The following is a 26,896-nucleotide window of genomic DNA, read 5'->3' on the forward strand; positions in this document are numbered from 1 at the left end:
CCCTTACAAATCTCCCCGCCGATGCCTTGCCGGCAATCGTGGCTATTCCCTTTTCCTGGCAAGAAGCCGTGCCCCTGCTGTGGGCCATCATCCTGATCCTGGTACCGCTCGGCATTGCGAGCAGCTTGGGAGAAACGTTTCTGCATGCTTTGTTCTTCGAGCCGAAAGGGCACTTTCTGATCGAGGCGTTTTGCGGCTTCTTCGCCATATTGATCGGAAGCATGTTGCTAGTGATCGGTATCCGGCAGAAAAACCCCCCGATATTCATCTTTGCGGTTGCCTTTTTCTGCATGGGGCTGTTTGACGGTTTGCATGCCCTGACCAATCCGCTTGAGCATGAGCAATGGTTTGTTTTGCTCCATACTTTTTCCTCGTTCTTCGGTGGCACTCTGATCTTGATCGGCGCTTTGGTGGATGCTCAATCTCGTGGTCATGGACGTATGGGGTGGCTGGATATGACGGTGATCGCGATTGGTATTGGCGCCATCTCGGTATTCGCTGTTCTTTACGAGTTTTATCTCCCATCGTGGAACGAAGCCGGACATGTCAGTTTCGATCCGGGGATCCGCAAAATCCATAAACTGACCGGCTTTTTCTTCGCTGCGGCGGCCATGATTTTTTACCGGTATCGCCTTGCTTACAAGGGCATCCCTCGTGCCATCGTTATCGGCATGTTGTTGATATTTGCGGAAAGCGCCTACCTGTTCAGCTTTTCCACCATGTGGGACTTTACCTGGTGGATGTGGCACGGGGTCAAGGTCATTCTCTATCTCAGTCTGCTGGTCACTGTCTTCATGGGTTTTCTTGTGGCATTGCAGGCAGTCGAAAAATCCCGGCGGGTGCTCATCGACTCGAACCGCAAGCTGATCCGTGCGCAATTTGAGGTCAAACGTGTCAACCAGGAACTGGAAATACGTCATGATATGGCCCAGGAAGCGATGGCCTCTCTCGATCTTGCGAATGCCTTTCGCGTCATTTCCAAGGCCGTAGCGCGGCTCGCCGGCGGAGCTAGCTGCCAGCTGGTCGTCAAGGTGGCCAGCGATGAAGAGGATGAGTTTCAACGAATGATTCAGGCTATCGATCTGCCCACGACCCCGGCGGACACGTCTGGAAACTTGGTCCACCCAGGCGGTTGCACCATTATGGGGAGCCATGCCGCACCGGCGCTGGGACACGGCGACCGAACATGCTCTAGCTGCCTTCCGCTGCTCGCTAATAGTGAAGAAATCGGCTACCTGGTATTTTGGCTCCACCAGGGTGTGGAAATGAACTCAGCCCAATTGCAGGCGCTACGGGCACTCACCGCCGAGGCCGGCCCGATCGTCAACAATGCGCTGCTTTACCATCGTTGGCTCGATGCCAACGATTTCAGGTCGGCATTGTTACGGGTTTCGGCGATGCTTTCCTCTACCCTCGACTTCGGCACGGTGCTGGAATCCGTGTGCCGGGAAAGCGCTCGTTTGTTGGAGAGCGATGGTGCGATGGTCTGGCTCCCGGGCAGAAGCGGCGAAGCCTCTACTTTCGCCAGCTTCTGCCCGATTCAGCAAAGCGCGTCACAAAAGGAGGAATTTGCGGCCTGGCTGGAGCGCGGACTGACAAACCGGGATTTTTTAAACGGCGCAGACGGCTACCGGCCAGAGGCGATGATGTGGGTCGAGAGCGAGCCCGGTTTGCCGTCGTCGGGATGCCGCTGGGGGGCGCTTGCCATCTTCCCGCTAGTCGAAGATGGCGACCTGATCGGGGTGATGGCCTTGGCTCGCCAGAACAGAATCAAGTACAGCTCGACCACCCTTGCAAAGGGCGAGCTTTTGGCGGGAAATGTACGGATAGCCATCCACAATGCCCGCAGTTACAGCCAGCTCAACGAGAAAAATATCCAGCTTAAACTCGCCGAAGAGCAGAAGCTCCGGGACGAGCGCTTGGCAGTATTAGGCCAAATGGCCGCTTCGGTGGCGCACGAGGTGAGAAATCCTTTGAGCGCAATCAGCAACTGCCTGGCGGTTTTGAAGACGGAATCCGGGCTCGAAAGCCGCTCGCAGACCGCACTGGAGATTATTCAGGACGAAGTGCAAAGGCTAAGCAAACTGACCAGCGATTTCCTGACTTTTGGCCGGCCCGAACTCAAAACCCTCAAGCCGGTTCGGCTCGACAGGCTGCTGCTGCGCATGGTTGCCACTCTGGAGCGGCATGTGGCTGAGATGGAGTTGCCGGTGAGTATCCAATATTGTCCGGAATTGTTCGAGCAAACCCTCCTGTTCGACGAAGATGGCCTGGAGATGGTACTGTGGAATCTGCTTTTGAACGCCACACAGTCGATCGGCGGTACAGGCAGAATCAGCCTGACATCCAGATTTTCGGAAAATCGGCTGCTGCTGGCAGTCTCGGACACGGGGAAGGGCATTCCGGCCTCCGAGCGGTGCCGTATTTTCGAACCTTTTTATTCTCAGCGTTCACACGGCGTGGGCCTTGGCCTTGCCATTGTGCAACGTTTTGTTGAAGCGTGGCACGGGCGCATCCGGGTCATGAGCGCCATGGGCAAGGGAACTACCTTTCTTATCCGGCTTCCTCTCACTGGATTGGGTAATGGCATGGAGATCGGACAATGACGCGGATATTGCTGGTAGACGATCAGCGCAGCCTGCGCCGCTCGCTTGCTTTGATGCTTCAAAACGCGGGCTTCGAGACGAGCGAGGCGGGGAGCGGAGAAGAAGCCTTGCGCATGTTGCCGAAAAGTGCCTTCGATCTGGTTATCACCGATTTGCGCATGGATGAAATGTCCGGCATCGATCTGCTGCGCGAGGTGAAAACAGCCAATCCCGATTTGCCGGTCATTCTGATTACGGCATATGGATGCATCCAGTCGGCTGTGGATGCGATGCGTTTCGGCGCTTTCGACTATCTTACCAAGCCGTTTCAAGAAATGGAGCTGGTAGAAAAAATCCGCGCCAGCCAGTCCATCCGCAATGCCATCCGGGCTCAGGTCCAGAGCATGCCGGCGCCGGAACAGGTTGGCAGCGATATCGTCGCAGCGACGCCGCAAATGCAAGCGACGCTGATCCGCGCGGGGCGGGTCGCCAGGACCGATATCAGTGTGCTCATCACGGGCGAAACCGGAACCGGCAAGACCCGGATCGCGCGGCTGATCCATGAAAGCAGCGTACGCAGCCCCTATCCGTTCGTCAGCATCAACTGCGCCAGCCTGCCCGAACAGCTTCTGGAAAGCGAGTTGTTCGGCCATGTGCGAGGAAGCTTCACGGGAGCGACCGAGTCCAGGGCAGGGCTCTTCGAGGAGGCGGATAAAGGCACCATTTTTCTGGATGAGATCGACACTTTATCTCCTTCCATGCAGGCCAAACTGTTGAGCGTTCTGCAGGAGCGGCTGATCCGGCGAGTAGGCTCGAACAAGACCAAACTGGTGGACATCCGGATCGTGTCCGCCACCAACCAGGAAATTAACGAGTTAATGGAGAAAGGGGTTTTTCGCGCCGATCTTTATTTTCGTTTGAACGGCATGAGGCTACACTTGCCGCCGCTACGCGAGCGGAATGAAGATATTAAAATCCTGCTCGACCGCTTCATCGTACTGTATTCGAAAAAGTACCGACGTACCGGTCTCCGTCTGACCCCGCGGGCGCTGGCTTGCGTGCTGGGCTGTCCTTTTCCCGGCAATATTCGGCAAATGGAAAATTTTGTTGAGCAGATGGTGGTGTTTGCCGATGAAAACGGCATTATCGATATCGATGCCCTTCCCGAGGATATCCTCAACAACCCGGCACGACATCGGGACCCGGCGATCAACGTGCTGGAATACGAAGGAGGCGGCATCGAGGTCGCCGAAAAAAAACTGATCGAAGCCACCCTCGCGCGATTTCCGCATCTTGCAGATGCGGCGCGAGAACTGGGCATCGGACGGACAACCCTGTGGCGCAAGATTCGTCAGTACAACCTCAACCGGAATTAGCTCTTCCAATCGATTACCTGGTCGACTTGTTTTCCTGACGATTCCCAAACTGTTCCATATTGGAACGAATGTTGCAAAAACACTATTGGCCGGACTAAGGACGGCCATCAGAATGTTCGACGTTCGTGCAGAGTTTGTCGAAGCGCGCTTCGATACGGCTTCCCGCCTACCCAAGGCGAACGGAATTTCAGCGTGTATACCTGAATTCCATTTCATCCCATCCGGGTTACGGTTTGATTGGTGTCATTAATCACTGCCCTCCCTGGTTGTTTATTTTTCCCCTGCTTTTCGACCCAGCTGCTTTCCGTGTTTCACGCGCGTTCCAAGTTGAAACCGGATAGTGGTTTGCGCTCGCATCGGCTTGTCTTATAAAACTCAACATACTGATTAATATCATATAAACAATCTGGCATGGCTGTTGCTAAGAGAGGGTTGCAGTATCTTTTTTTTTATCAAATTAAAGAAAGTAGGCAATCCATGAAACGGAAGACAGCGTTAATTCGGAAGGGGACCGGAGCACTTAGCCGTAGAGCTGGCTTATCGGTTGCCTTGGGCTTTGCTTTTTTGCAGATGTTCAGCGGTGCCGCCATGGCTGACAGCAAGGACGGCATTTTTCCCACTGCGGAACAGGTCGGGGGGCAAGTCTACCCGGACCCGATCAAGGTGGGTGCCAAATTTCCTACGGATATCGAAATCTTCGATCTATCTGGTAAGCCCGCAGATTTCGGCAAGCTGATCGCCGGAAAAAGAACGGTGCTGGTGTTCTTCATTTCTGCCGTGCCGGTTTCGGTAAACGAACTGAAAAAAGTTCAGGATTTCATGGCCAAGAACGCTGCGACAACCCAGATGCTGTCCCTCAATACCGATACGGTAGGGACCGCCCTGATGGGGATTTCGCCGATCGAAGGGACTGTGAGAACACTGAATGTTATCAAGAAAGAAAAAGGCATTACCACTCCCATGTATGTGGCGCCCAACGACGCGTTGAGCCCGACTGGCCTGTCCAATCGCCTGGGTTTCAGAGGTTTGCCGACCATTTTTGTCCTAACCGCGAGTGGGGTCGTGGAGAAGGTTTTTGTGGGTCCGCAAAACTGGAAACATGGGGACATCTAGTTATAGCCAGCTAGATCATTTTGCTTATTTCTAAGGAGTACGAACGTGTCAATTACTAGACGAGATTTTATGAAGAGCGCCGTGAAAGGCGCAATGACGGTAGGCATGGCTGGCGGCGTGGGAGGTTTGATGCTGTCCAATTATGCAATGGCGGCCAGGCACGACAACACAGGGGAGGGTCAGGCGGAAGTCTTCAAGAAATTTGAGGGAAACGTTATTTTATTGCCCGGTAAATATAGCGGTAACGTGAGTGCGTTCGACCTTGCAGTGCCCGAATCGCTGGCCTTTTTTCCCTACAGTCTGACGGGCATGGAAATGGCCATCCCGCATCATATTGCCGCGATGCCGTCGGCCGATCCGTACAAGACATTCGACTTCTATCAGACGTTCCAGCCGCCGGCTTCGCCGTACGTCAACGAGAACTCGCCGGAGTGGAGAAACAGAGGTGATTTCAGAATGTTGAAAATGCGTTATCACGGCGAGGGCAAGCAGAATCATTTCAGCGTGGTCAACGATATTTCGGCCACTACCGGGATGGCGCTGGGCGTACACGTTTCCATCGGGGTCGGCGAGAATGCCAACAAGTACGTGGCTTTTGCCGACGGCCAGAAGGATATGGTGCTCATTACCACCGTTGACGACAACCCCAAGATCGTCAAGGCGATGCGCGTGGATTACGATCCGGTGGCACGCCAGGTGAATATCTCTCACGTATTCCCGGAAGCTTCCACCGGCAAGTTCGATTTCCAGGGCCGCAAGGGGATGAAGACCTCGCACGAGGCGATGCTGGGCGAAGAGTTGATGCCGGCCGATCCGACTGCTGTCTTCGTCGACGCATTTACCTGGCACCCGACGCTGCCGCTGGGCGCCATCCTGATTCGCCGCCTCGGCTGTTGCGCGATTGTCGACACCCGTACCTGGGAGGTTCTGGCGCTGCTTTCCACTGCCAAGGGCGCCCCGGACAATTTCCCGTTGACCAAGCAGCAGGGATATACCTGGACTTTCTCCGTGCCCTCCGTGCTCACTCCGTTGCACGAGGCGGGCTTCCTTCCCAGCGGCGAATACTTCCTCGCCTGCAACAACGTGCTGCAGAACAATATCGCGGTCTACCGCAGCACCGATCCCAATCCCCTCAAGTGGAAGAAGGAAGCCTTCGTCGAAGGCTTCGGCAACAAGTATCTGCCGTTGCATATGGGCAATGTGCCGGATTCGCGCTGGGCCTTCTTCACGATCTGGGCGCGCAAACCCAACAATGGCTATATCTGCAAGGTCGATCCCAAGACTTGGCAGGTGGTCGCCAAATGGGATACTGGTCCCGATCCGCACACTTGCGACTGCACGGTCGACGGCAAGTACATGACAACCGTATACAGCGGAAATCAGGCCGGACAAACTGGATTGGTGGTGATTAATTGTGATACCGACAAGATCGAAGCCCGTCTTCCAAGTCCCGCCGGCCACCATGATCACGTCGTCGTACCAAAAGACTGGGAGGGGATGAAAGCCTCGCGCAGCACCTCGGTATAACGGCAATGGCTATTTCCTTTTAATAAAACCGATCGGGGGCCGGGTAACCGGCTCCCGCTGGAGGGAATTAAAATGCTCGATTCGAAATATTCTTCAACCTGTTTGACGGTGGCGCACCGTCCGTACAGCAGGCTGGCCGCATGGTTTTTTTTGACCGCCGCTTTTTTTATCCATTCTGGCGTTGCGCTGTCGCACAGCAATGATTATCTGGCGACTATCCAGGGACCGCATGGCGGCTCTCTACAAATGGCCGACATGTACCATTTCGAGTTGTTGATCCGGGACGGTGTGGCCACGGTGTGGGTAACCGATCACGGCGACCAGCCACAGGACACGGTCGGGGCCAAAGCCGAGGCAATGGTCATCAATAATGGCGAGCGGGTCATCGTTGCCCTTGCCCCGAGTGGCAAGAACCAGCTGGTCGGGCTGGACCCGCGCATCAAATCGACCCCCAATACCCGGGTGGTACTGACTGTCACCATGAAAGGCCACCCTCCCCTGCAAGCCCGGTATGCGCCCGGCGCGAAAGCGGAGGCTGAAGCAATGCAACATCATCATTAGCGGAAGCGGCGGTTTCCCTGAGGGCAACCGGGATCGAGTCACGCATCTTTTTTCAGGCAAGCACACAGGGTATGAGGAAGATCGGATTGACAGATGGCGCGCGGGTTGTTTGGGGAGTATTTCAAATGCTGGCGGCGACTCAGACCATGGCGGCAGGCGATGCGCGGCAGACGCTGCTTGCAACCAACGCGTGCGTCGGATGCAATCTGGCGGGTGCGGACTTGGCCGGCCTCAACCTGATGGGAGCAAAGCTGGCGGGTGCCAATCTTGCCGCGGCGAACCTGGAAAGGGTCACCCTGACTGGTGCGGATCTTGCCAAAGCCAACCTGAACCGGGCGCATTTGAAAAGCGCCAATATCAGCGGCGCAAGCCTGGTGCAAGCCAGACTCACCGGTTGCGACATGCGGGATGCTCTGGCGAGCAGGACCAATTTCAATCTGGCCGACTTGAGCAACAGCAATCTGGCCGGCGCAAAGATGGATTACTCCAATCTGGAGGGTGCAAACCTGGCTGGGACGATCCTGGATCGGGCCGATCTCTACGAAGCGCGATTCATGTTTGCGGAACTTGTCGGGGCAAGCCTGAAGGGTGCGGATCTAAATTCCGCCAACCTGAGCGACGCGAATCTCGAAAGGGTCGAGTCCGATGCGGCCACAACTTGTCCTAACCGGGAACCGGGGCCATGCAAATGGTAGCGGTTCCCAGATATTACGGAGGTAACCTGATGGGCGGAATGTATTTGCTGCGGGCGGCGTTTGCCGCGCTCGGACTGGCTGCCGTGCTGCTGGCAGCATCGCCGGCCACGGCGGCAGGCGTGGAGAAGACGCAAGTTCTCTACCGGGCGAGCGTCGGCGAGAAAATCGAGGCTGCCCGGGATATGCTGGTTTCGGCCCTGGAAGGCAGGAATTACACCATCATCAACCAGCTTGACGTACAGGAAGGGCTTGCCGGACGAGGCATCAAGGCCGGCCCGATCCTGCTCGTCGAATTCATCAACCTGGCCAAGGCATACCGGGTAACCCGCTCGAACCACGGTTTCGAGATGTTCGCTCCGCTGCGCCTGGCGTTGTTCGAGGAAGAGGGCAAGACCAGGGTGATGGTACTCAGGCCCAGCTATATCGGGACGGTTCTGGCTACCGAAGGCGGACTCTCGGCGGAGGCGAAAAACACCCTGGAAGAGTTCGACAAGGATATTCACGCCATCCTGGAAAGTGCTGCCGCGGGAGGGTTCTAAATTGAATAACGAGACGGGTTATACCCTGATTTTGTTGAAAGTAGTTATTAAATCCTTTTGTTTAGGAAGGAGCATTAAATGAAACCTGTTTCATACATGACCGCTGCAATGTGCGTGCTTTCATTCGGTCCGGGCGTTCTCCCGGCAATGGCCGACTCAGTCAAAAAGGAAATGACGGGTCAGCAACTGGCATTCGACAATAAAAAGGGAAACTGTCTGGGCTGCCATACCGCTCCGACAGACCCCGCAGCGGTCACGCAAGCCAATATCGGGCCGCCCTTGATCGTGATAAGCCAACGATATCCTGACAAGGCGAAGCTGCGCACCCAGATTTGGGATGCCACCGTGGCCAATCCCAAAACAGTAATGCCGCCTTTCGGCAGGCACAGCATCCTGACCGAACAGGAAATCGACAAGGTGGTGGATTACGTATTCGGTCTTTGACGTTAAAGGAAGAAGAAACCATGAATGAGTTACGCAGGGAATTTTTGAAGACAGGCGGTGCCGCCACCGCGCTGGCAGTATGTGTCGCCGCCGGATTATTGCAGCCGACTCGAGTTTTGGCGCTGGAATGGAATAAATCCGCGTTCGAAGCCAAAGCCGTTCCGGATGCCTTGAAAGGGCTGGGTGCCGCATCTCCCATCGAGACCAAGGAAATCTTCATCAAGGCTCCCGATATTGCCGAAAACGGCGCCGTTGTTCCGGTGGAGGTGATCAGTAAGCTGCCCGATACCCAGTCGATTGCGATTTTCGTCGAGAAAAATGTGAACCCGCTAATAGCAGATTTTACGCTGGCTCATGGAGCCGAAGGCTTCGTCTCGACCCGCATCAAGATGAGCCAGACGTCCATTGTCCGCGTAGTGGTCAATTCTGGAGGCAAATTTTATACCGCCAGCAAAGAGGTCAAAGTCACTATTGGCGGTTGTGGCGGTTGATGGAATAGCTGAATAAGGAGAACGACATGGCTGAACCGATGAAAATTCGCGCCCAGGCGACGGGCGATGTAGTGGATATCAAAGTGCTGATGCTGCACATTATGGAAACTGGTCTGCGCAAAGATGCCAAGACCGGGCAGTTCATTCCTGCCCACTTCATTCAGACAGTGACCGCAGAGGTGAATGGCAAAACCGTACTGGAGGCACAATGGGGCGTGGCGATTTCAAAGAACCCATTTCTCGGCTTCAAAGTAAAAGGCGCCAAGCCCGGCGACAAAGTTGTAATCAGCACGGTCGATAACAAGGGCGAGAAGAACAAGGGCGAGGCAACGGTCGGTTGATGAGTGGCCCTATCAGCTTTAGATATTGGAGGCAGGAATGAACAAAATATTATTGACCCTATTTTGCGCCAGCGTTTTCGCCGCTACGTTTAACGTTGCGGCTTCCCCGGAAGAGGATCGCAAGCAGCTCATCGAAACCATGAGACATAAGTTTCCTGCAATCAAGGTGGAGGATTATATCTACGGTGCACTGATTTTCACGCGTGATTCCAAGGCGCAGTACGACAGCCTGATGGAATTCCCGCCGTTCGAAAACCAGATCGAGAAAGGACGCGTCATTTGGGAAGCTCCTTTCAGGAACAGGAAGAGTTTAGCGGGCTGTTTCCCTAACGGAGGCAAGATGGTGGCCGGCAATTACCCTTATTTCGATGAGCAATCGGGCAAGGTGGTCACCTTCGAGATGGCCTTGAACAAGTGCCGCAAGGACAACGGAGAGCCTGAGTTCGCCTATGACGACATGAGCACCATGGGTGTTCTGACGGCCTATGCGCGCACACTTTCCGATGGCATGAAGATGAATATTCACGTCGATACGCCTCGTGCACGGGCTGCGTACGAAGCGGGGAAAGGCGGATTCTACGGCCGTCGGGGACAGCTCAACTTCTCCTGTGCAAGTTGCCATATCGACAATGTTGGCAACATCGTTCGCACCGAATACCTGTCTCCGGTACCCGGGCAGACCACTCACTGGCCAGTGTTCAGGGAAGGCGAAAATCTGTTTACCCTGCAAAAGCGTTATGCGGCCTGCAATGTGATGACCCGGGCCATACCGCAGCCGTTGGGCGGCGAATATTACAACAACCTTGAATACTACCATTCATACCAGAGCAACGGGCTCGCCATGAAGGCATCCGTATTCCGTAAATAATCTCGCGCTCCCTCCTTTGTGCCGCGTTCGCGCGGCATTTTTTTAACACTGGGACACGTCCATCGGCTAATGAATATCGCGTCAAAATGAGGTGAATTACAGATGGCTGCATCTAATCTGGCAACGACGATTGCCTGGTGGGGTTTTGGATTGGGAACGATTTTCGGCTTCATCGCCAATAAAAGTAATTTCTGCACAATGGGTGCCGTTTCCGATGTGGTCAACATGGGCGACTGGGGCCGCATGCGCGCATGGCTCCTGGCCATTGCCGTAGCCATGATCGGCACCAATGTCCTTGCTTATCTCGGCTATCTCGACCTGTCAAAAACCCTATACACCGGCAACAGCTTTCCTTGGCTGGCCTACATCGTCGGCGGACTGGTCTTCGGCGTCGGTATGACCCTGGGTTCCGGCTGTGGCAATAAAACGCTGGTGCGTGTCGGAGGCGGCAACCTGAAATCGGTCGTGGTGTTCATTTACATGGGCTTTGCCGCGATGGTGACATTGAAAGGCATACTCGGCGCTTTTCGTGCCAAGGTTCTGCAAGCCCCTGCCGTAACGCTCCAGCTCGATCATGGTCAGACGATTCCTTCGCTGTTAACCGGATTGGGCGGTCTTGATGCAAAAACTATGCAACTGGCGGTAACCGGCATCATCGTACTTGCGATTTTGATCTTCGTTTTCATGGATCGCGAATTCCGCAAACACCTTGATAACAACCTGGCCGGCCTGATCATTGGCCTGGTCGTCGTCGGAGGCTGGTATGTCACCGGTCATCTGGGCTTGGCAGAAAATCCGGAAACGCTGGAAATCACCTATTTCGGCACCAATTCGCATTTGGCTGAATCGATGTCCTTCATCGCGCCCACCGCCTATACCATGGAATTGTGGGCGTACTGGACCGATACCTCGACTATCATAACTTTCGCCATTGCGACCGTATTCGGTGTAGGAATCGGCTCCTTCGTTTATGCGCTGATTACCAAGTCATTCCGCTGGGAGCACTTCTCCTCTTCACAGGACATGTTCTACCACATTATCGGCGGCACACTGATGGGGTTCGGTGGCGTCACTGCGATGGGTTGCACCATCGGACAGGGGATTACCGGAGTTTCTACACTCTCGCTGGGCTCTCTTCTGGTGTTTGCATCGATTGTCGCCGGTTCGGCCATCACCATGAAGGTGCAGTATTACACGATGATGCGGGAAGCGTGAAGGGAGCCGCCGATGGCTATGTCAACGGCAACGTGCTGAACCCGGGGTTTCTCGACAAGAACGTCAAGGAGGCAGCAATGTCTTTTATTATTCGTCGGCCATCCGCCATATTGGTGGGCATAACATTCTGCTTTCCCATACTTGCTCAGGCCTGCGCCAGTTGCGGCTGCACCCTGAGCTCAGACTGGGAAAATTTGGGGTTTTCCACCTCGCCCGGACTGAAGCTGGATGTGCGCTACGACTATCTGAATCAAAATCAGCTGCGCAGCGGAACTGGAAAGATTTCTCCCTCTTCCGCCAGCCAAATCGTGAACAACGGCAACAATCAGGAAGTCGAGAAATACACCAAAAACAACTATCTGACAGTAGGACTTGACTACAGTCCCAACCCCAACTGGGGCGTCAATGTCCAAGTGCCCTATATTGATCGAAGCCATAGCACGCTCGGCACGGCATCGGACGGGACAACACCGGGAGCGGGCGGCGGACAGTACGACTCAAGAACTTCAAGTCTTGGCGATGTGAAGGTCATCGGACGCTACCAGGGCTTCAGTCCGCAGCACAATTTCGGTGTGCTTTTTGGCGCCAAGCTACCGACTGGCAGCCATACCAAAACAGGCACATCAACCGACCTTACCGCGCCGGGTTCGGTCGTGATCGACCGCGGATTGCAACCGGGAACCGGCACCAGCGATGTCATTCTCGGCGCCTATTATGCTGACGTTATAAATCAGAACTGGGATTACTTTACCCAGGCGATTGTCCAAAAAGCGTTGAACTCAAGTGACCAGTACAAACCTGGCGATGGCATCAACCTCAACCTGGGCGTGCGTTACATGAGCTTTACCGGTTTAACGCCCCAGCTTCAGTTGAACGTTCGTCATGTCCAGCACGATGTCGGACAAAACGCGGATACGATCAGCACGGGCGGGACTTTGAGCTACCTCAGCCCAGGTGTCGTTGTGCCGGTCAACAAGCAGGTTTCGGTGTATGGTTACGTTCAACTGCCGGTTTATCAGAATGTTAATGGGGTGCAATTGGCGCCGCGTTATACCGCTTCATTGGGTGCACGCTATTCATTCTGAAAAGACAGGGCACCACGTTTCTAACTGACCATACCAAGGGGAGAGCCTCATGGGCAAATGGGGTTCCCGCTTTCCGGGGATTTCTATGCGAAAAATCATCTGTTGCCTGCTCCTGCTGGCAAGCTGGAATGCCTTTGCCAGAGGTCCTGACGAAGGAAAACCCGCCCCCGGACTGGAAGGGCGGTATCTGAGTGGAACCGCTTTCAGCTTGCAGGACATGCGAGGGAAAGTAGTAATCGTAAATTTCTGGGCCGCATGGTGCCCGCCCTGCCGAGAAGAAATGCCGGCCCTCGACGGACTTTATAAGCTCTACCATAACCAGGGGCTGGAAATCATCGGCATTAGCATTGATGGCAAGGCCGACGAACCTAATGTCAAGGCGGTAGCACACTCCTACAGCTACCCAGTCGCCCTGCTGGAGGCGGTCAAGGCAGACGAATTCGGAAGAATCTGGCGACTTCCCATGACTTTCATCATCGACCGGCACGGTATCGTGCGGAAAAGCGCTTGGTACTGCGAGCCCAAGAACGCGGCCAGTGAACTGGAAAAAATCATCGTGCCGCTACTGAAAGAAGAATAGCTGTTTGGGACACTAGTTTGGGACACCAAACCAGTTCGACAGGTGGAAAAAGAAAAACCCGTTGATTTCTCAACGGGTTATCTCGATTATGGTGGAGGCGGGGGGAATCGAACCCCCGTCCGCAAGCCCTCTACAGGCAGTTCTACATACTTAGTCCGATTATTTGATTTCGCCCGAATCACGCCAACCGAACAGGCTGAATTCACGCTAGTTGCCTTAAGTTTAGGATCGGTTCAAGCAACCCGGACCGACACGAGTCTCTGTAAATGACTCTGCTCTTTCCACCTTGCGGCTTCAAGCCGGCCCAGAGACCAACCGGTGCAGAGTCTAACCGGCAATTAAGCGGCTAGAGCGTAGTTTTCGTCGTTTGCGACTAGTTTTTTTCAGATGGATTTACGAGGTAACTGAGCCTCGGTATGCCCTACGCTGCTTTGCAACCCACGTCGAAACCGGGTCGCCCCCATGCTGACTATAAGATGAACCCTGAAGCAAAAAGTTCAACCTACATCCAAATTCTATCAGAAATAGGGAGGTGGAAGCCGGTTCCGGGAAATTTACCCCGGATTGCGAATTATCAATGACGTTCCTTCGTTGTTTTACCTAGGATTGAGTCCGAACAATCCGGCTGGATAAATTGTTTTTGCGGATTGAATTATAACAATGGAGGAGTCGCACATGGCTTGGAACTTTCCGAGCCTGACCCGTCGCACTTTTTTGAAGGCGACAGGGTTGGGCGCTGCTGGGTTGACGCTGTTGAAGCCGGCAGGTTTGTTGGGCAAATCCACCGCTGCCGGCAACGGGGCGGCGGATAGCGAAGAATACACTTACAGCATCTGCAATTTCTGCTCGTCGCTGTGCAATCTGCGCGTCACCACGCAAACGAAAAACGGCGTCAAGCGCATCGTCAAGCTCGACGGCAATCCCAATTCCACGCTCAACCGCGGCAAGATCTGCGCGCGCGGCCAGGCCGGGCTGCGCCAGACCTATGACACCGACCGGCTGAAAACGCCGCTGATCCGGGTGGAAGGCTCCAAGCGCGGCGAGATGAAGTTCCGCCCGGCGAGCTGGGAAGAGACCTGGGAGTACATCGCCAAGAAGCAGAAGTCCGCCAACATCCAGCCCTGGGAATGGACCATGGTGGGGGGCTGGACTTCCTGCGTGTTCTACATGAACTGGGCGGTGCCGTTCGCGCTGGCCAACAAGGTGCCGAATATCATCGCCTCGCCGATGCAGCACTGCGTCACCACCGGGCATCTGGGAACGGACTCGGTGACCGGCAACTTCAACATCCACGACGAGGTGCTGCCGGACTACGACAACGCCAAGTACATCCTGTTCGTCGCCAACAACGCCTCGATCGGCGCGGTGTCCACCTGCCGCATGGTGCGCTTCGCCCAGGGGCGCAAGAACGGCGCCAAGGTGGTGGCGCTGGATTCGCGCCAGTCGGAGACCGCCTCCAAGGCGGACGAGTGGATTTCGATTCGTCCCGGCACCGACCTGGATTTCTGCCTGGCGATGCTGAAGATCATGCTGGACGAGAAGCTCTACGACGCCGATTTCCTGATGCGTCACTCCAACATGCCGTTCCTCTCTTACCGAGATGCCGAAGGCCAGTGGCAACTGGCGCTGGACGCCCAGGGCAAGCCGCGCGTGGTGCAGGAAAGAACCTCCACCATCCGCACCCTTCCTGCCGTGACCAACGACAACACCACCGACGTGGACGGCACAGCCTTCTATCCGGCGCTTTATGCCCCGCCCGGCCTGAAGCTGGACGGCCACGAGGTGGTGACGGTGTTGCAGGCGCAACTCGACGAGGTGAAGAGCTACACCCCGGAATGGGCGGAGCATTCCACCGGCGTGTCGGCCGCCACCATCGGCCGCATCGCGCGCGAATTCGGCACCACCCGCCCGGCGATCATCGATCCCGGCTGGCACGGCGCGCGCTATGGCAACATGATGATGTTGCGCCGGGTGCAGGCGATGATCCAGGCCTTGACCGGCGGCATCGACCGCACCGGCGGCTGGATCATGAGCGGCGAGTTCCACCACAAGGCGGCGCACGCCTTCAAGGCGCAGCAAGAGGGGCATCCCGCCGGCCCGCCGATGACCTCGCTGGCCGGCATGCCGTTCGCCAAGATGGTGATCGACACCTTCTCCGACGGCAAGAATTTCGGCCACGGCAAGCCCGGCTGGGCGTGGGCCTTCTCCAAGCAGGAGCGCGAGGCTGGGCGGCCGTGGGTGATGCTGCCGGTGATGGCTGACACCGGCCTGAAGGAGTCGGTGGAGGGCAACCTCAACTTCAACGGCGAGCCTTATTTGACCCGCGCCATCCTGGTCAACGCCGCCAATCCGGTGCGCCACTATTACCCGGACAGCCGCTGGAAGGAAATCCTGTCGCACAAGAACGTCGAACTGGTGATCGCCATCGACGTGCTGCCTTCCGACACCACCATGTACGCCGACGTGATCTTGCCCAACTCCACCTATCTGGAGCGCGGCGAGCCCAATATCTACGGCAACGGCGTCAACCACGATCTGGCCATGGTGACGCGCTACCCGGCGATCGACCCGCTCTACGACACCCGCGAGATGCCGGACATCCTCTTGAAAATCACCGAGATCATCAGCGGCAAGACCGACCATTTCCTCGACTGGGTCGAGAAGCTCACAGGCATGCCGGCCGCGCCGGTCAGGGAGAAGCTCGCCCGCAACCAGGCGCAGAAGGTGAAGAGCCCGTTCTCAGCCGCCTGCCGCGAGGTGGCGTTCGAAATGGCGGCGAAGAAGGCCGGCATCACCGTCAAGCAGCTCGACACCGTGCTGCGCGAAAAGGGCGTGTATATGGAAGAGGACCACAAGAAAATCCTCGAACATTCCGCCATGCCGTGGAAGCTGCCGATGCCCACCGGCAGCGGACGGGTCGAGTTCTATTCCGGCCTGTTCGACATGCTCAGGAAGGGCGGCGGCAAGGCGCCCAACTTCAGCGTGCTGGCCACCCACATCCCGGCGGAGTGCCGCAAGGGCGCCAAGACCGGGGCGCTGGACGACGACGAGTTCTACTTCACCTACGGCAAGGCGCCGACCGTGTCCTACGCCTCGACCAACAGCAACAACCCGGTGCTGGCGGCGATCAACAAGTTCAAGAAGGGCGTCTACACCAACGTCTGGATCCACCCGGCGCGGGCGGCCTATCTCGGCATCAAGGACGGCGACGCGATCAACCTGGTCAACGTTATGTCCGGCCAGTCGGCGGACGGCCACGCCCATGTCACGCGCCTGATCCACCGCGACGCGATCTTCCTGTACTCCTGCTTCGGGGCGGAAAACCCGATGCTCACCCGCACGGTGGGCGTGGGCACCGCCACCAGCAAGCTGATCCCTTACAGCGTCGAGCCGGTGGTGGCAGGCTTCCGCTCCCAGGAATTCACGGTTCGGATCAAGAAGATTGAAGGCAAAGGAGTACAGGCATGACGCACTACGCAATGGTGATCGACTTGAATACCTGCGTCGGCTGCAATGCCTGCATGGCGGCCTGCGCGATGGAAAACCAGACCCCGGTGTGGAAGGGCAGCTGGCGCACTTACGTGCACGAGAAGGAAATCGGCGTTGCCGAGCAGGTGCGGCGGCGCTTCTTCCCGCGCCTGTGCAACCACTGCGACAACCCGCCGTGCCTGACCGTGTGCCCGACCGGGGCGACCTACAAGCGTGCCGACGGCATCGTCATGATCGATCCGGAGCGCTGCATGGGTTGCCGCGCTTGCGCCATGGCCTGCCCATACGATGCCCGCTACGAGGTGACCTACGCCGACATCCGCGAAGGCAAGGAATTCTACGGCGAGCTCCAGCGCACCAGCCCGAGCATGGACAAATGCTCGTTCTGCGCTCACCGCCTCGACAAGGGGCTGAAGCCGGCGTGCGTGGAAACCTGTGTCGGCTCGGCGCGCCAGTTCGGCGACCTGGACAACCCTGCCGACCCGGTCACGCAGCTGGTGGCAAGCGGGGTGGCGCAGCCCTTGATGCCGCACCTGGGCACCAGGCCGAACGTGTACTACATCGACGACATGAAGCGGAAAGGTTAAGCCATGGATACCATGACCTATACGACGCAAAGCATCTGGACCTGGTGGATCGCCATGTACCTGTTCTTCGGCGGACTGGGCGCGGCGACCCTTTCGGTCAGCTTCCTCACCGACATGTATTGCCGGCCGCATCGCAAGCTCGTTCTGTGGGGCGCGCTGTCCGGCGTGGTGATGCTCGCCATCAGCTCGGCGGTGCTGTTCGCCCACCTTCTGCACCACACTGCGGTGATCTATGTGCTCAACCCCCTGGTGCTGTTTTACCAGCCGCATGCCTGGATCGCCTGGGGCACCCAGTTCATACTGTGGATGATGGTGTGGGGCATGCTCTACGCGCTGCCCTACATGCGCGAAACGCCGCTGTTCATGCGCATGCCGCTAGTCGGGGCGCTGTTGCAGATGAGGTTTGTGGCATGGCTGTCCGGCTGCTGCCTGAAGCGGCGCCGCATCGTCGGCTGGCTCGCCACCATCAACGGCATCGGCACCACGGTGTATACCGGCTTGCTGATCCAGTCGTTCCCGGCGGTGGCGCTGTGGCACAACCCCGGCGTGCCGCTGCTGTTCACGGTGTCGGCGTTCTCGACGGCGTTCGCCTACCTGTTGCTGCTGCTGAACGTGTTCATCCCCGACGAGAACGACCAGGACATCCGCCACCGCTACGAGCGTTTCGACGTGATCCTGATCGCTACCGAACTGGTGATCCTGTTCGCCTTCTTCAACTACACCCTGTCCGGCTCGGAATCCGGCTACCGCTCGGCGCAGTTGTTGTGGCACGATTTCGGCTGGCTGGTCGGCTTCATCGGCTTCGGCCTGCTGGTGCCGTTCTTCCTCGAACTCAAGGGCGTGATCAAGGGCTGGGGCAGCCGCCTCCCTACAGTGGCGGCGGCGCTGCTGGTGCTGATGGGCGGCTACATGCTGCGGCACTATTTCATGTATGCCGGCGTTTATGCCTATCCGTGGTAGTGGGGGATGAACGCCTCCCCTGAAACCCTGCACCTGCTCTCCGGCCTGCTGGCTAGCCCCGGCGGCGATTCACTGGAGGTGTTGCGCGAACTGGCCGGGGAACATGCCTGGCTCGGCGAGTCCATCGCAGAGCTGGAGCTAACGCCGCTGGAGGAATGGCAGGCGGAGCACGCCCGCCTGTTCATCTCCGGCCATCCGAAAACCATCTGTCCGCCGTTCGAATCGGCGTTCCTCAGCGGGGCGATGTTCGGCGCCGCCTGCGACCAGCTCGGCGATTTGTACCGCCGCGCCGGCTTGCAGGCCGAGGGCGCACCGCCGGACTATCTCGGCACCCTGTTGGAGTGCGCCGCCTATTTGCAGGAGCAACCCTGTGGCCACAGCAATGAACTGTTGCAGGAATTGTGGGGGGAACATCTCGCTACCTGGTTGCCCCGGATCGGCTCGGTGCTGCAACAGGAAAGCCGGCTGCTGATTTACCGGCAGCTCGGCCAGCAGCTTGCGGGCCTGTCCGATGAGTGATTTAGCCTGGAAGCTGGGGGCGCTGCCCAAGAGCGACGACCAGGCGGTGATCGCCGCAGTAGGCGACTCCTTCGGCGAGATTTACCGCAACTATTTCAGCGGCGAGTTCCTGGTCAACCACGACCTGCCGGTTGAAGTCCGCGCCTTCCGCCGCAGCGACGGCTGGTGCGTGTTCCTCCTGCTGACGCCGTGGATGATGGCGCGGGTGTTCCTGCCCGAACGCGATCCCGGCCTGCTCGTTCCTGCCGGGTGGAGCGCCGCCGAGCGCGCCGCGGCTTCCTTCCTCGTGATCGGCCCGCTGCTGGATTTCACCATCCTGGGTGGGGCGCAGAAGGCGCACCTCAACTACCTGCCCGAACTCGGGCATTTCCTGTTGCAACCGCTGGTGCAGTCGATGGAGAGGTTCGATTCCGCCGATGCGGTGTTCGCCGCCTGGGACGAAGTCATCAAGACCCGCGACCGGGTGATGGAAGAGCAGAAACGGGAATGCGGCTGGCAGAAGGAAGTCTCGCGCCGGGAGTTTTTCGCCCGGCTGGCGGGAAATCGCGCCGGGCGCACGGATCAGGCATAGCTTCATCAATAAAACGGCAGTTTCTTTACCACAGAGGCACAGAGACACAGAGGAAACAGTGAATTGCCAGCAAATTTCCTGTCACCATTGGGGTGAAGGTTGTACGCCGGATTTTTCTCTTGTTTTTTAACTCTGTGCCTCTGTGTCTCTGTGGTTGACCGCTTTTCCCAAGCTCATTATTCCCATGTCCCGCGTGTCGATGTCAGTGAAAATGCCACGGTCTTCACATTCAAGCACCTGAATTCGAGCAGCATGGGCGGCAAGCACAGCGCGCGCGCCCCGGTCGCCGTTGAGTTGGGCGAGGTCGTGGAAAAACCCGTGCGCAAAGCCGACCGGATGACCTCGGCGGCCTTGATGTTGCGGCGCCGCGATCTGCGCGCCGGCCCGGAGCAGACCGGCTACTCCGCGGATGGTGCCGCTCTGGATAAAAGGCATGTCGGCCAGGGCGATCAGACAGCCGTCTGCGTCCTGCGCGGCACTGACACCGAAAGCGAGGCTTGTTCCCATGCCAGCTTCCGCATCGGGACAGAACGCCACTTGCAAGCCTTCCCTCTCCAGCAAATCCGCAAGCCGCCGGTCCGATGGGCGCACCACCGCGACGCCACGGTCGACGCCGCTTAGCAGATTGCGCGCCGCCTTTACCCCGATCGGGGTGCCTTCAGGCAGGGGGAACAGCAGTTTGTCGCCGCCGAAGCGCGTTCCAGAACCCGCCGCCAGCAGGATGCCGACGATCATGAGGCTGTCGCTACCGGCATGCGTGAAAGCCTGTTCTCGCCATTTGCAGCGGGCAGAACGCCAAGCGCGATGCCGTGGCGTATCGCAGTCAATTCGGCCAAAACGGACACGGCGATTTCCGGTGGCGTGCGGCTGCCGATGGGCAGTCCCACCGGCCCATGCAGACGGCCGACTTCCATTTCCGTAAGATCGAACAGGCGCAGCCGCTCGCGCCGCCTCAGGTTGTTGGCGTTCGAGCCGACGGCGCCGACGTAGAATGCCGGCGACTTGAGCGCTTCCAGCAGGGCCATGTCGTCGAGCTTGGGGTCGTGGGTCAATGCAATCACCGCACTGCGGACATCGGGCATGAAGGCGATTACCGCATCGTCCGGCATCCCTGGAACGAGTTCGGCGCCTGCAACCCCCCAAACCGCGCTGTATTCCTCGCGCGGGTCGCATGCCAGCACCTGATAATCCAGGGCTTGGGCCATCTGTGCCAGATAGCGGGAAATCTGGCCGGCGCCGATCAGGAGCAGCCGCCAGCGCGGGCCGTGCACGGCGGTCAGCATCTGTCCGTCGAACTGCGTGGTTTCGTCGATGTGTGGCGTGTAAAGAGTGGTGCGGCCGATGGCAAGGTCGAGGCGGCGGCCGATCAGCCTGCGCTGGGTGAGGGCGTCCAGGATTGCTTGCAGCACGAGTGCGTTGGGCGCCGGTTCCAGCACCAGTTGCAGCGTGCCACCGCAGGGCAGGCGGAAAAGGTGACACTCCTCGGCGGAGCCGCCGTAGGTGAGCACTTCCGGTCGGGTGGGCGGCGCGGTGTGCACTCGCTCGATCAGATCGGCCTCGATGCAGCCGCCGGAAACCGATCCGGCAAGCATGCCGTCGTCGCGCACCGCAAGCATGGAGCCCACTGGCCGCGGTGAAGAGCCCCAGGTTTTGACCACCGTGGCGAGCGTAACGCGATGGCTTTCCTGCTGCCATTGCAGGCACTTGCGCAGGACTTCCAGATCCGTGCTGTCCATCATGCGCTCCGCAGTTCAGCGGTTTCGAACGGCAGCTTGCGCAGGCGCTTGCCGGTCGCGGCGAACAGCGCATTGGCGACCGCCGGGGCGAGCGGCGGCACGCCCGGTTCGCCGACGCCGGTGGGTGCCGCCTCGGACGGCGCAATGTGCACTTCGACCTTGGGCATTTCGCGGATGCGCAGCAGCGGATAATCCTTGAAGTTGGATTGTTCGACGCGTCCCTCCTTGAAGGTGATGGCGCTGTGCAAGGCCGCCGACAGGGCAAATCCGATACCGCCTTCCATCTGCGCCCTGACCTGGTCAGGATTTACCGCGAGGCCGCAGTCCACGGCGCACACCACGCGGTCGACGGTGAACGAGCCGTCCGGCCTGACGCTGACTTCCGCCACCTCGGCGACGAAGGATCGGAACGATTCATGCACCGCGATGCCGCGCCCGCGGCGCACGCCGCTTTTTGGCGCCAGCGGCTTGCCCCAGTCCGACTTGGCGGCGGCCAGTTCGAGCACGCCCCTGTGGCGCGGCTGATGGGCCAGCAGGGAGTGGCGGAATTCGTAGGGGTCCTTGCCCGCGGCTACCGCCAGTTCGTCGATGAAAATCTCCGTCGAGAAGGCGGTATGGGTATGACCGACGCTGCGCCACCACAGCACCGGCACGCCCAGCTTGGGCGAATGCAGCTCAACGTGCAGATTGGGAATGGCGTAGGCGAGGTTGGATGCGCCCTCGACCGAAGTCACGTCGACGCCGTCCTTGATCATCGCGCCTTCGAACGCCGTGTTGGCAGCAATCGACTGGCCGACAAGACGCTGGCTCCAGGCTACCGGGTTGCCCTGGGCATCCAGTCCACCGCTGATGGCATGGGCGAACATGGGCCGGTAATAGCCGCCGTGGAGGTCGTCTTCGCGCGTCCACATGAGGTGGATCGGTGCGTTGAGATGGTTTGTGGCCTTGGCTACCGAGACCGCTTCCGCAATGTAGTCGGAGGTGGGGTTGGCGCGCCGGCCGAAACTGCCGCCGGCAAGCAGGGTGTGGATCTGTACCTGTTCCGGCTTGAGCCCCAGAATTTTCGCGGCAGTTGCCTGATCGCCAGTCTGCGACTGGGAGCCTGCCCAGATTTCGCAGCCGCCTTCTTTCAGTCGCACGACGCAGTTGAGCGGCTCCATCGGGGCATGGGCGAGATAGGGAAACTCGAACGTCGCTTCCAGTTTTTTTGCCGCCTGGGCGAGGGCCTGCGCCGCATCGCCTTCGTTGCGCGCCACCTTGCCCGGCTGTTTCAGCAATCCCAGGTACTGTTCGCGTTGATCGGCGGTGCTGACCCGCTCCGCGCCCGTTTCGTCCCATTCTACCTGCAGTGCATCGCGCCCTTTTTTGGCGCTCCAGAAGTCCGTCGCGATCACGGCAACGCCGCGCGGCACTTCGACCACGGCGCGCACGCCGGGCACCGCTTTCGCCCGCTCTGCCTGAACGTGTTTGACCTTGGCACCGAATAGCGGCGGGCGCGCGATCAGGGCGGTGAGCTGGCCGGGCAGCCGCAGGTCTAAAGCGAACTGGGCGCTGCCGTTGGCTTTTGCCTTCGAGTCGGTGCGCTTGAATTGCTTGCCGATGTACTTGAAATCCTTGGGTGACTTGAGCTGCACTTCGGCAGGCTGGGGCATGGTCGCTGCCTTCTCCGCCAGATGTCCATAGCTTGCCTTGCGGCCGCTGGCGCGGTGCAGCACCATGCCGTCGCTGGTGGAGAGCGTGTTGGCGTCCACTTTCCAGTTATCCGCCGCTGCCGCGATCAGCATGGCGCGCGCAGTGGCGCCCGCCCGGCGCAGCTGCTCGAACGAATTGGCCATGGCGGTGCTGCCGCCGGTACCCTGCATCGGACCCCAGAGCAGGTTGTTATACAGCTTGGCGTCGGCTGGTGCCGATTCGACTCTGATCTTTTCCCAGGGTACATCCAGTTCCTCGGCGACCAGGGTCGGCAGGCCGGTATTGACCCCTTGTCCCATCTCCAGGTGCTTGACGATTACCGTCACGGTGTCGTCGGGCGCGATCCGGATGAAGGCATTGGGCGCAAAGGATTTGTCTGCGCCTTGACTCGCCATCATCCTGGCGGCGCCGACAGGCAGGTAGAACGCGATGGTGAGGCCGGCGCCCAGAGCGGCGCCGGTTTTCAGGAACTCGCGCCGGCTCGGGTTAATGATTTTGTCCATGGCTCACCCCCTCATCGTTCTGGCGGCTTGATGCACCGCCGCGCGTATGCGCTGATAGGTGGCGCAGCGGCACAGGTTGCCGTCCAGCGCCGCATCGATATCGGCATCCGTCGGATGGGGGTTGCGCGCGAGCAGCGCCGCCGCCGACATGATCTGCCCTGACTGGCAGTAGCCGCATTGCGGCACGTCGAGTTTGACCCAGGCATCCTGCAGGGCTTTCACGGCCTTGCTCTGGGCGCCTTCGATGGTGGTGATCTTCTGCCCGGCAACTGCCGAAACCGGCGTCATGCAGGCGCGCACCGGGGCGCCGTTCAGATGGACGGTGCAGGCGCCGCACTGGCCCATGCCACAGCCATATTTGGTGCCGGTCAGCCCCAGATTGTCACGCAGTATCCAGAGCAGGGGCGTGTCAGGCGCGGCGTCCACATTGCGCGGTTTGCCGTTGACGATAAAAGAGATCATGCGGATTCCCTCCGGTATTGGTCAATAACGAAGATGGGGGAAACGAGGGTTGCTACACAGACGCCGGGCAGCGCGTCTCGTCACGAGTTCAAAGCTGAACTCATTATAGACAATTCAGGAATTATTCAAGGAAAGTGAGGATGCCCAGCGGCGTGTCGATGCGTCCCTGAGCACCCCAGGTTTCGGGGCGGTCTGCCGCGCCGAGGTAGCCATAGTCGGCGATCAGGGCTGGCATGCCGGCGGCGCGCGCCGCCTCGATGTCGCGCTCGGCATCGCCTACGTACAGGCAGGTTTGCGGCGCCACGCCGATTTCGCGGGCGGCGCACAGCAGAGGTTCGGGATGGGGTTTGGGGTGGAGGCAGGTGTCGCCGCTGATGATGCTGGCGGCGCGCTTGATCAATCCGAGTTGCTCGAGCAGCGGGTTGGTGAAGCGCGCCGGCTTGTTGGTGACCACGCCCCAGTGGACGTTTCTTTCCTCCAGTGCTTTCAGCAAAGCGGCCATACCGGGGAACAGTTGCGTGAAGCGGCACAGGTTGGCGGTATAGAGTTCCAGGTATTCCTCGCGCATGGGGTCGAAGCGCGCATCTTCCGGCGTCAGGCCGAAGCCGATTTCGAACAGGCCGCGCGTGCCGTGGGAGGCATAGGGGCGGATCGTTTCCTGCGCCAGCGGCGCCAGGCCATGCCGTTCGCGCTGCAGGTTGAGGGCGTAACCGAGGTCGGGCGCGGTGTCGGCCAGCGTCCCGTCGAGGTCGAACAAGACTGCCTGAATCATTCCTGTCGGCAGTGGATCAGGTAGTTGATGCTGGTATCCGACCCGAGGGAATAGGTCTTGCCGAACGGGTCGTAGCTCATGCCGGTGATGCCGGCGACACCGAGGCCGACGGCGCGGCAGTAGCCGCCCAGTTCGGAAGGCTTGATGAACTTGGCGTATTCGTGGGTGCCTCTGGGCAGCAGGTTGAGCACATACTCGGCGCCGATCACGGCGAACAAGTAGGATTTCGGGTTGCGGTTGAGGGTGGAGAAGAACACATGGCCACCGGGCTTGACCAGTTCCGCGCAGGCTCGCACCACGCTGGCCGGATCGGGTACATGTTCGAGCATTTCCATGCAGGTGACGATGTCGTACTGGTGCGGCTGCTCCTTGGCCAGCTCTTCTACCGCGATCAGGCGGTAGTCGACTTTCTGGCCGCTTTCCAGCAGGTGCAGCTTGGCGACCTTGAGCGCTTTTTCGCCGAGGTCGATGCCGGTAACCTGGGCGCCGCGGGCGGCCATGCTTTCGGCCAGGATGCCGCCGCCGCAGCCGACGTCGAGTACCTTCTTGCCGGCCAGCCCGGCGGTCTGGTCGACGTAGTCGAGGCGCAGCGGGTTGATGTCGTGCAGCGGTTTGAATTCGCTGTTGGGATCCCACCAGCGATGGGCGAGCTGGGCGAATTTGTCCAGTTCCTGTGCGTCGACGTTCAAGTTCGGTTCATTCATTTTTTGCTCCGGTTAACCCTGGAGGTTAACCCCACTAAAAAAATTTGAGTTCCGGCTAACCTCAAGGTTGCCCTTCGCTGAAACTTTTTTGGTTGTTGATTTTTTCGTGCCAGAAGCGGGTTCTGGCATTGAGTTCATGGATGTCGATGGTGGTGAGGCGCCGTTCGTCCAGCACCAGCTTGCCGTTTACCCAGACGTGGCTGACGTTTTCCCGTCCAGCGGCATACACCAGGTGCGAGATGACATCATAACATGGCTGGGTTTCCGGGGCGGACAAGTCCACCGCGGTGATATCCGCCGCCTTGCCGATGGCGAGAGATCCAGTCAGGCTGTCGATCCCCAGCGCTTTGGCAGCATGGATGGTGGCCATGTCCAGCGCCTGATGGGCGGGCAGCGCGGCGGCATGGAGGTTCTGGCCCTTGGCGAGCAGAGCAGCGAGGCGCATTTCCGTGAACATGTCGAGACGGTTGTTACTCGCCGCGCCGTCGGTGCCCAGGCCGACGTTGACCTCGTGTTCGAGTTTTTCCATAACTGGGGCGATCCCGCTGGCGAGCTTGAGGTTGGAGCTCGGACAGTGGGCCACGTGGCAGCCGTGTTCGGCGAGCAGGCGGATTTCCTGGGTATTGATCTGCACCGTGTGTACCGCAATCAGGTTGGGACCGAGCAGGCCGAGGCGGTGCAGCCGCTCGATCGGCCGCATCTGGTATTGCTCGAGGCTGGCCTCGATCTCGTCGCGGGTTTCGTGCAGGTGGATGTGGATCGGCAGGTCGAGCTGCTCGGCGTAGGTCAATACCTTGGTGAAGGTCTTGTCGCTCACCGTGTAGGGCGCATGGGGGGCGAGCGTAAAGGAGAGCAGCGGCTCGCCGCGAAATTCGTCGCGTACCGCCAGCCCCTTGCTCAGGTAATCGTCGGCATCGGCGGCGTAGGCGGTGGGGAAGTCGACGACGATCATGCCGATGGCGGCACGCATTCCGGCGCCGAGCGCCACTTGCGCTGCTGCTGCGGGGAAGAAGTACATGTCGTTGAAGCAGGTGACGCCGCCCCTGAGCATTTCTGCGCAGGCGAGGAGGGTGCCGTCGCGGACGAATTCCGCCGACACGAATTTAGCCTCGGCAGGCCAGATATGATGGTTGAGCCAGTCCATCAGCGGCAGGTCGTCCGCCAGACCGCGCAGCAGCGACATGGCGGCGTGGGTGTGGAGGTTGATCAGGCCGGGGATCAGGACATGGTCGTTAAGCCGGAAATGCTGCTTGGCGCTGTATTTGGCGTGGGCCTCCCCAGTCGGCAGGATGTCGCGGATCACACCGTCGGTAATGGCGATGGAGTGCCGGGACAGGGTTTGCCGGGCCGGTTCGACGGGGATGATCCAGCGCGCATCGATCAGGGTGTCAACAGTGTTATCAGGCATGGCTTGCGGGCACCTCTAAAAATCCAGATTTCATCCCAACTGCTGCGTTGCGGAAAAAATTCCTTGCTTACAT

The 26,896-nt window shown here is 58.8% G+C and carries 26 protein-coding genes and 1 other RNA gene; 19 read left to right on the forward strand and 8 right to left on the reverse strand.

Annotated elements, in window-relative coordinates; translation table 11 throughout:
* The first annotated feature begins 26 nt into the window (after positions 1-26).
* The 14 genes from VMV64_RS13905 to VMV64_RS13970 all read left to right on the forward strand — a co-directional run bounded on the left by VMV64_RS13905 (position 27) and on the right by VMV64_RS13970 (position 13,420).
* A complete protein-coding gene (locus VMV64_RS13905) occupies positions 27-2,606 on the forward strand; it encodes an ATP-binding protein (RefSeq protein ID WP_325331337.1) in 2,580 nt (859 codons plus the stop codon).
* The gene (locus tag VMV64_RS13910) at positions 2,603-3,961 is read left to right on the forward strand and encodes a sigma-54 dependent transcriptional regulator (protein WP_325331339.1); all 1,359 of its coding nucleotides are present in this window, start codon (positions 2,603-2,605) and stop codon (positions 3,959-3,961) included. Before VMV64_RS13905 ends, VMV64_RS13910 begins: the two co-directional genes overlap by 4 nt.
* A gap of 411 nt (positions 3,962-4,372) precedes the next feature.
* Positions 4,373-5,074 (forward strand): TlpA family protein disulfide reductase, encoded by a 702-nt coding sequence (locus VMV64_RS13915; RefSeq protein WP_325331341.1) that lies wholly within the window; start codon positions 4,373-4,375, stop codon positions 5,072-5,074.
* Positions 5,075-5,143: 69 nt separating this feature from the next.
* Positions 5,144-6,601 (forward strand): hypothetical protein, encoded by a 1,458-nt coding sequence (locus VMV64_RS13920; RefSeq protein ID WP_325331343.1) that lies wholly within the window; start codon positions 5,144-5,146, stop codon positions 6,599-6,601.
* Between the two features lie 72 nt (positions 6,602-6,673).
* Entirely contained in the window at positions 6,674-7,162 is a 489-nt protein-coding gene (locus VMV64_RS13925; protein ID WP_325331345.1) for a hypothetical protein, read from the forward strand.
* Positions 7,163-7,287: 125 nt separating this feature from the next.
* Positions 7,288-7,857: a pentapeptide repeat-containing protein gene (locus tag VMV64_RS13930; RefSeq protein ID WP_325331347.1), complete on the forward strand. Its 570-nt coding sequence runs from the start codon at positions 7,288-7,290 to the stop codon at positions 7,855-7,857.
* Positions 7,858-7,886: 29 nt separating this feature from the next.
* On the forward strand, positions 7,887-8,396 hold the full coding sequence (locus VMV64_RS13935) for a DUF302 domain-containing protein (RefSeq protein ID WP_325331349.1): 510 nt from the start codon (positions 7,887-7,889) through the stop codon (positions 8,394-8,396).
* A 78-nt stretch (positions 8,397-8,474) separates the two neighbouring features.
* Entirely contained in the window at positions 8,475-8,840 is a 366-nt protein-coding gene (gene soxX, locus VMV64_RS13940) for a sulfur oxidation c-type cytochrome SoxX (protein ID WP_325331351.1), read from the forward strand.
* A 20-nt stretch (positions 8,841-8,860) separates the two neighbouring features.
* Positions 8,861-9,331, forward strand: coding sequence for a thiosulfate oxidation carrier protein SoxY (soxY, locus tag VMV64_RS13945; protein ID WP_325331353.1), 471 nt, complete (start codon positions 8,861-8,863; stop codon positions 9,329-9,331).
* A 26-nt stretch (positions 9,332-9,357) separates the two neighbouring features.
* Entirely contained in the window at positions 9,358-9,672 is a 315-nt protein-coding gene (gene soxZ, locus VMV64_RS13950; protein WP_325331355.1) for a thiosulfate oxidation carrier complex protein SoxZ, read from the forward strand.
* Between the two features lie 37 nt (positions 9,673-9,709).
* The gene (gene soxA / locus VMV64_RS13955; RefSeq protein ID WP_325331357.1) at positions 9,710-10,540 is read left to right on the forward strand and encodes a sulfur oxidation c-type cytochrome SoxA; all 831 of its coding nucleotides are present in this window, start codon (positions 9,710-9,712) and stop codon (positions 10,538-10,540) included.
* A 102-nt stretch (positions 10,541-10,642) separates the two neighbouring features.
* Positions 10,643-11,755 (forward strand): YeeE/YedE family protein, encoded by a 1,113-nt coding sequence (locus VMV64_RS13960; RefSeq protein ID WP_325331359.1) that lies wholly within the window; start codon positions 10,643-10,645, stop codon positions 11,753-11,755.
* Positions 11,752-12,840: a hypothetical protein gene (locus VMV64_RS13965; RefSeq protein ID WP_325331361.1), complete on the forward strand. Its 1,089-nt coding sequence runs from the start codon at positions 11,752-11,754 to the stop codon at positions 12,838-12,840. The genes VMV64_RS13960 and VMV64_RS13965 overlap by 4 nt, the downstream gene beginning before the upstream one ends.
* An 85-nt stretch (positions 12,841-12,925) precedes the next feature.
* Positions 12,926-13,420 carry a TlpA disulfide reductase family protein gene (locus tag VMV64_RS13970; protein ID WP_325331363.1) on the forward strand — a complete coding sequence of 165 codons (495 nt, stop codon included), beginning with the start codon at positions 12,926-12,928 and terminating at the stop codon, positions 13,418-13,420.
* A gap of 89 nt (positions 13,421-13,509) precedes the next feature.
* Here the strand turns inward: VMV64_RS13970 and ssrA are convergent.
* Positions 13,510-13,882: a transfer-messenger RNA gene (ssrA, locus tag VMV64_RS13975) on the reverse strand.
* 213 nt (positions 13,883-14,095) lie between these two features.
* Between ssrA and VMV64_RS13980 the strand changes: the two genes are divergently transcribed.
* The 5 genes from VMV64_RS13980 to hybE are packed head-to-tail and all read left to right on the forward strand — an operon-like array spanning position 14,096 to position 19,546.
* The gene (locus VMV64_RS13980; protein ID WP_325331365.1) at positions 14,096-16,888 is read left to right on the forward strand and encodes a molybdopterin-dependent oxidoreductase; all 2,793 of its coding nucleotides are present in this window, start codon (positions 14,096-14,098) and stop codon (positions 16,886-16,888) included.
* Entirely contained in the window at positions 16,885-17,496 is a 612-nt protein-coding gene (dsrO, locus tag VMV64_RS13985) for a sulfate reduction electron transfer complex DsrMKJOP subunit DsrO (RefSeq protein ID WP_325331367.1), read from the forward strand. The genes VMV64_RS13980 and dsrO overlap by 4 nt, the downstream gene beginning before the upstream one ends.
* Before the next feature lie 3 nt (positions 17,497-17,499).
* Entirely contained in the window at positions 17,500-18,456 is a 957-nt protein-coding gene (nrfD, locus tag VMV64_RS13990) for an NrfD/PsrC family molybdoenzyme membrane anchor subunit (protein ID WP_325331369.1), read from the forward strand.
* A gap of 6 nt (positions 18,457-18,462) precedes the next feature.
* Positions 18,463-18,975 (forward strand): molecular chaperone TorD family protein, encoded by a 513-nt coding sequence (locus VMV64_RS13995; protein ID WP_325331371.1) that lies wholly within the window; start codon positions 18,463-18,465, stop codon positions 18,973-18,975.
* Complete coding sequence (gene hybE / locus VMV64_RS14000) at positions 18,968-19,546, forward strand: [NiFe]-hydrogenase assembly chaperone HybE (RefSeq protein ID WP_325331373.1); 579 nt, start codon at positions 18,968-18,970, stop codon at positions 19,544-19,546. Before VMV64_RS13995 ends, hybE begins: the two co-directional genes overlap by 8 nt.
* 126 nt (positions 19,547-19,672) lie before the next feature.
* On the opposite strand, the gene VMV64_RS14005 is transcribed toward hybE, so the two are convergent.
* The 7 genes from VMV64_RS14005 to VMV64_RS14035 form a co-directional block, all read right to left on the reverse strand.
* Entirely contained in the window at positions 19,673-20,281 is a 609-nt protein-coding gene (locus tag VMV64_RS14005; RefSeq protein ID WP_325331375.1) for a nucleotidyltransferase family protein, read from the reverse strand.
* A complete protein-coding gene (locus tag VMV64_RS14010; RefSeq protein WP_325331507.1) occupies positions 20,278-21,282 on the reverse strand; it encodes an XdhC family protein in 1,005 nt (334 codons plus the stop codon). Before VMV64_RS14010 ends, VMV64_RS14005 begins: the two co-directional genes overlap by 4 nt.
* Positions 21,282-23,477 (reverse strand): xanthine dehydrogenase family protein molybdopterin-binding subunit, encoded by a 2,196-nt coding sequence (locus VMV64_RS14015; RefSeq protein ID WP_325331377.1) that lies wholly within the window; start codon positions 23,475-23,477, stop codon positions 21,282-21,284. Before VMV64_RS14015 ends, VMV64_RS14010 begins: the two co-directional genes overlap by 1 nt.
* A gap of 3 nt (positions 23,478-23,480) precedes the next feature.
* Positions 23,481-23,939, reverse strand: coding sequence for a (2Fe-2S)-binding protein (locus VMV64_RS14020; RefSeq protein WP_325331379.1), 459 nt, complete (start codon positions 23,937-23,939; stop codon positions 23,481-23,483).
* Between the two features lie 121 nt (positions 23,940-24,060).
* Complete coding sequence (locus tag VMV64_RS14025; RefSeq protein WP_325331381.1) at positions 24,061-24,711, reverse strand: HAD-IA family hydrolase; 651 nt, start codon at positions 24,709-24,711, stop codon at positions 24,061-24,063.
* On the reverse strand, positions 24,708-25,415 hold the full coding sequence (gene ubiG, locus VMV64_RS14030; RefSeq protein ID WP_325331383.1) for a bifunctional 2-polyprenyl-6-hydroxyphenol methylase/3-demethylubiquinol 3-O-methyltransferase UbiG: 708 nt from the start codon (positions 25,413-25,415) through the stop codon (positions 24,708-24,710). The genes VMV64_RS14025 and ubiG overlap by 4 nt, the downstream gene beginning before the upstream one ends.
* A 61-nt stretch (positions 25,416-25,476) precedes the next feature.
* On the reverse strand, positions 25,477-26,823 hold the full coding sequence (locus VMV64_RS14035) for a TRZ/ATZ family hydrolase (RefSeq protein WP_325331385.1): 1,347 nt from the start codon (positions 26,821-26,823) through the stop codon (positions 25,477-25,479).
* Positions 26,824-26,896: the final 73 nt, after the last annotated feature.

This window comes from Sulfuricella sp., from assembly GCF_035531155.1.
Taxonomy (GTDB): domain Bacteria; phylum Pseudomonadota; class Gammaproteobacteria; order Burkholderiales; family Sulfuricellaceae; genus Sulfuricella.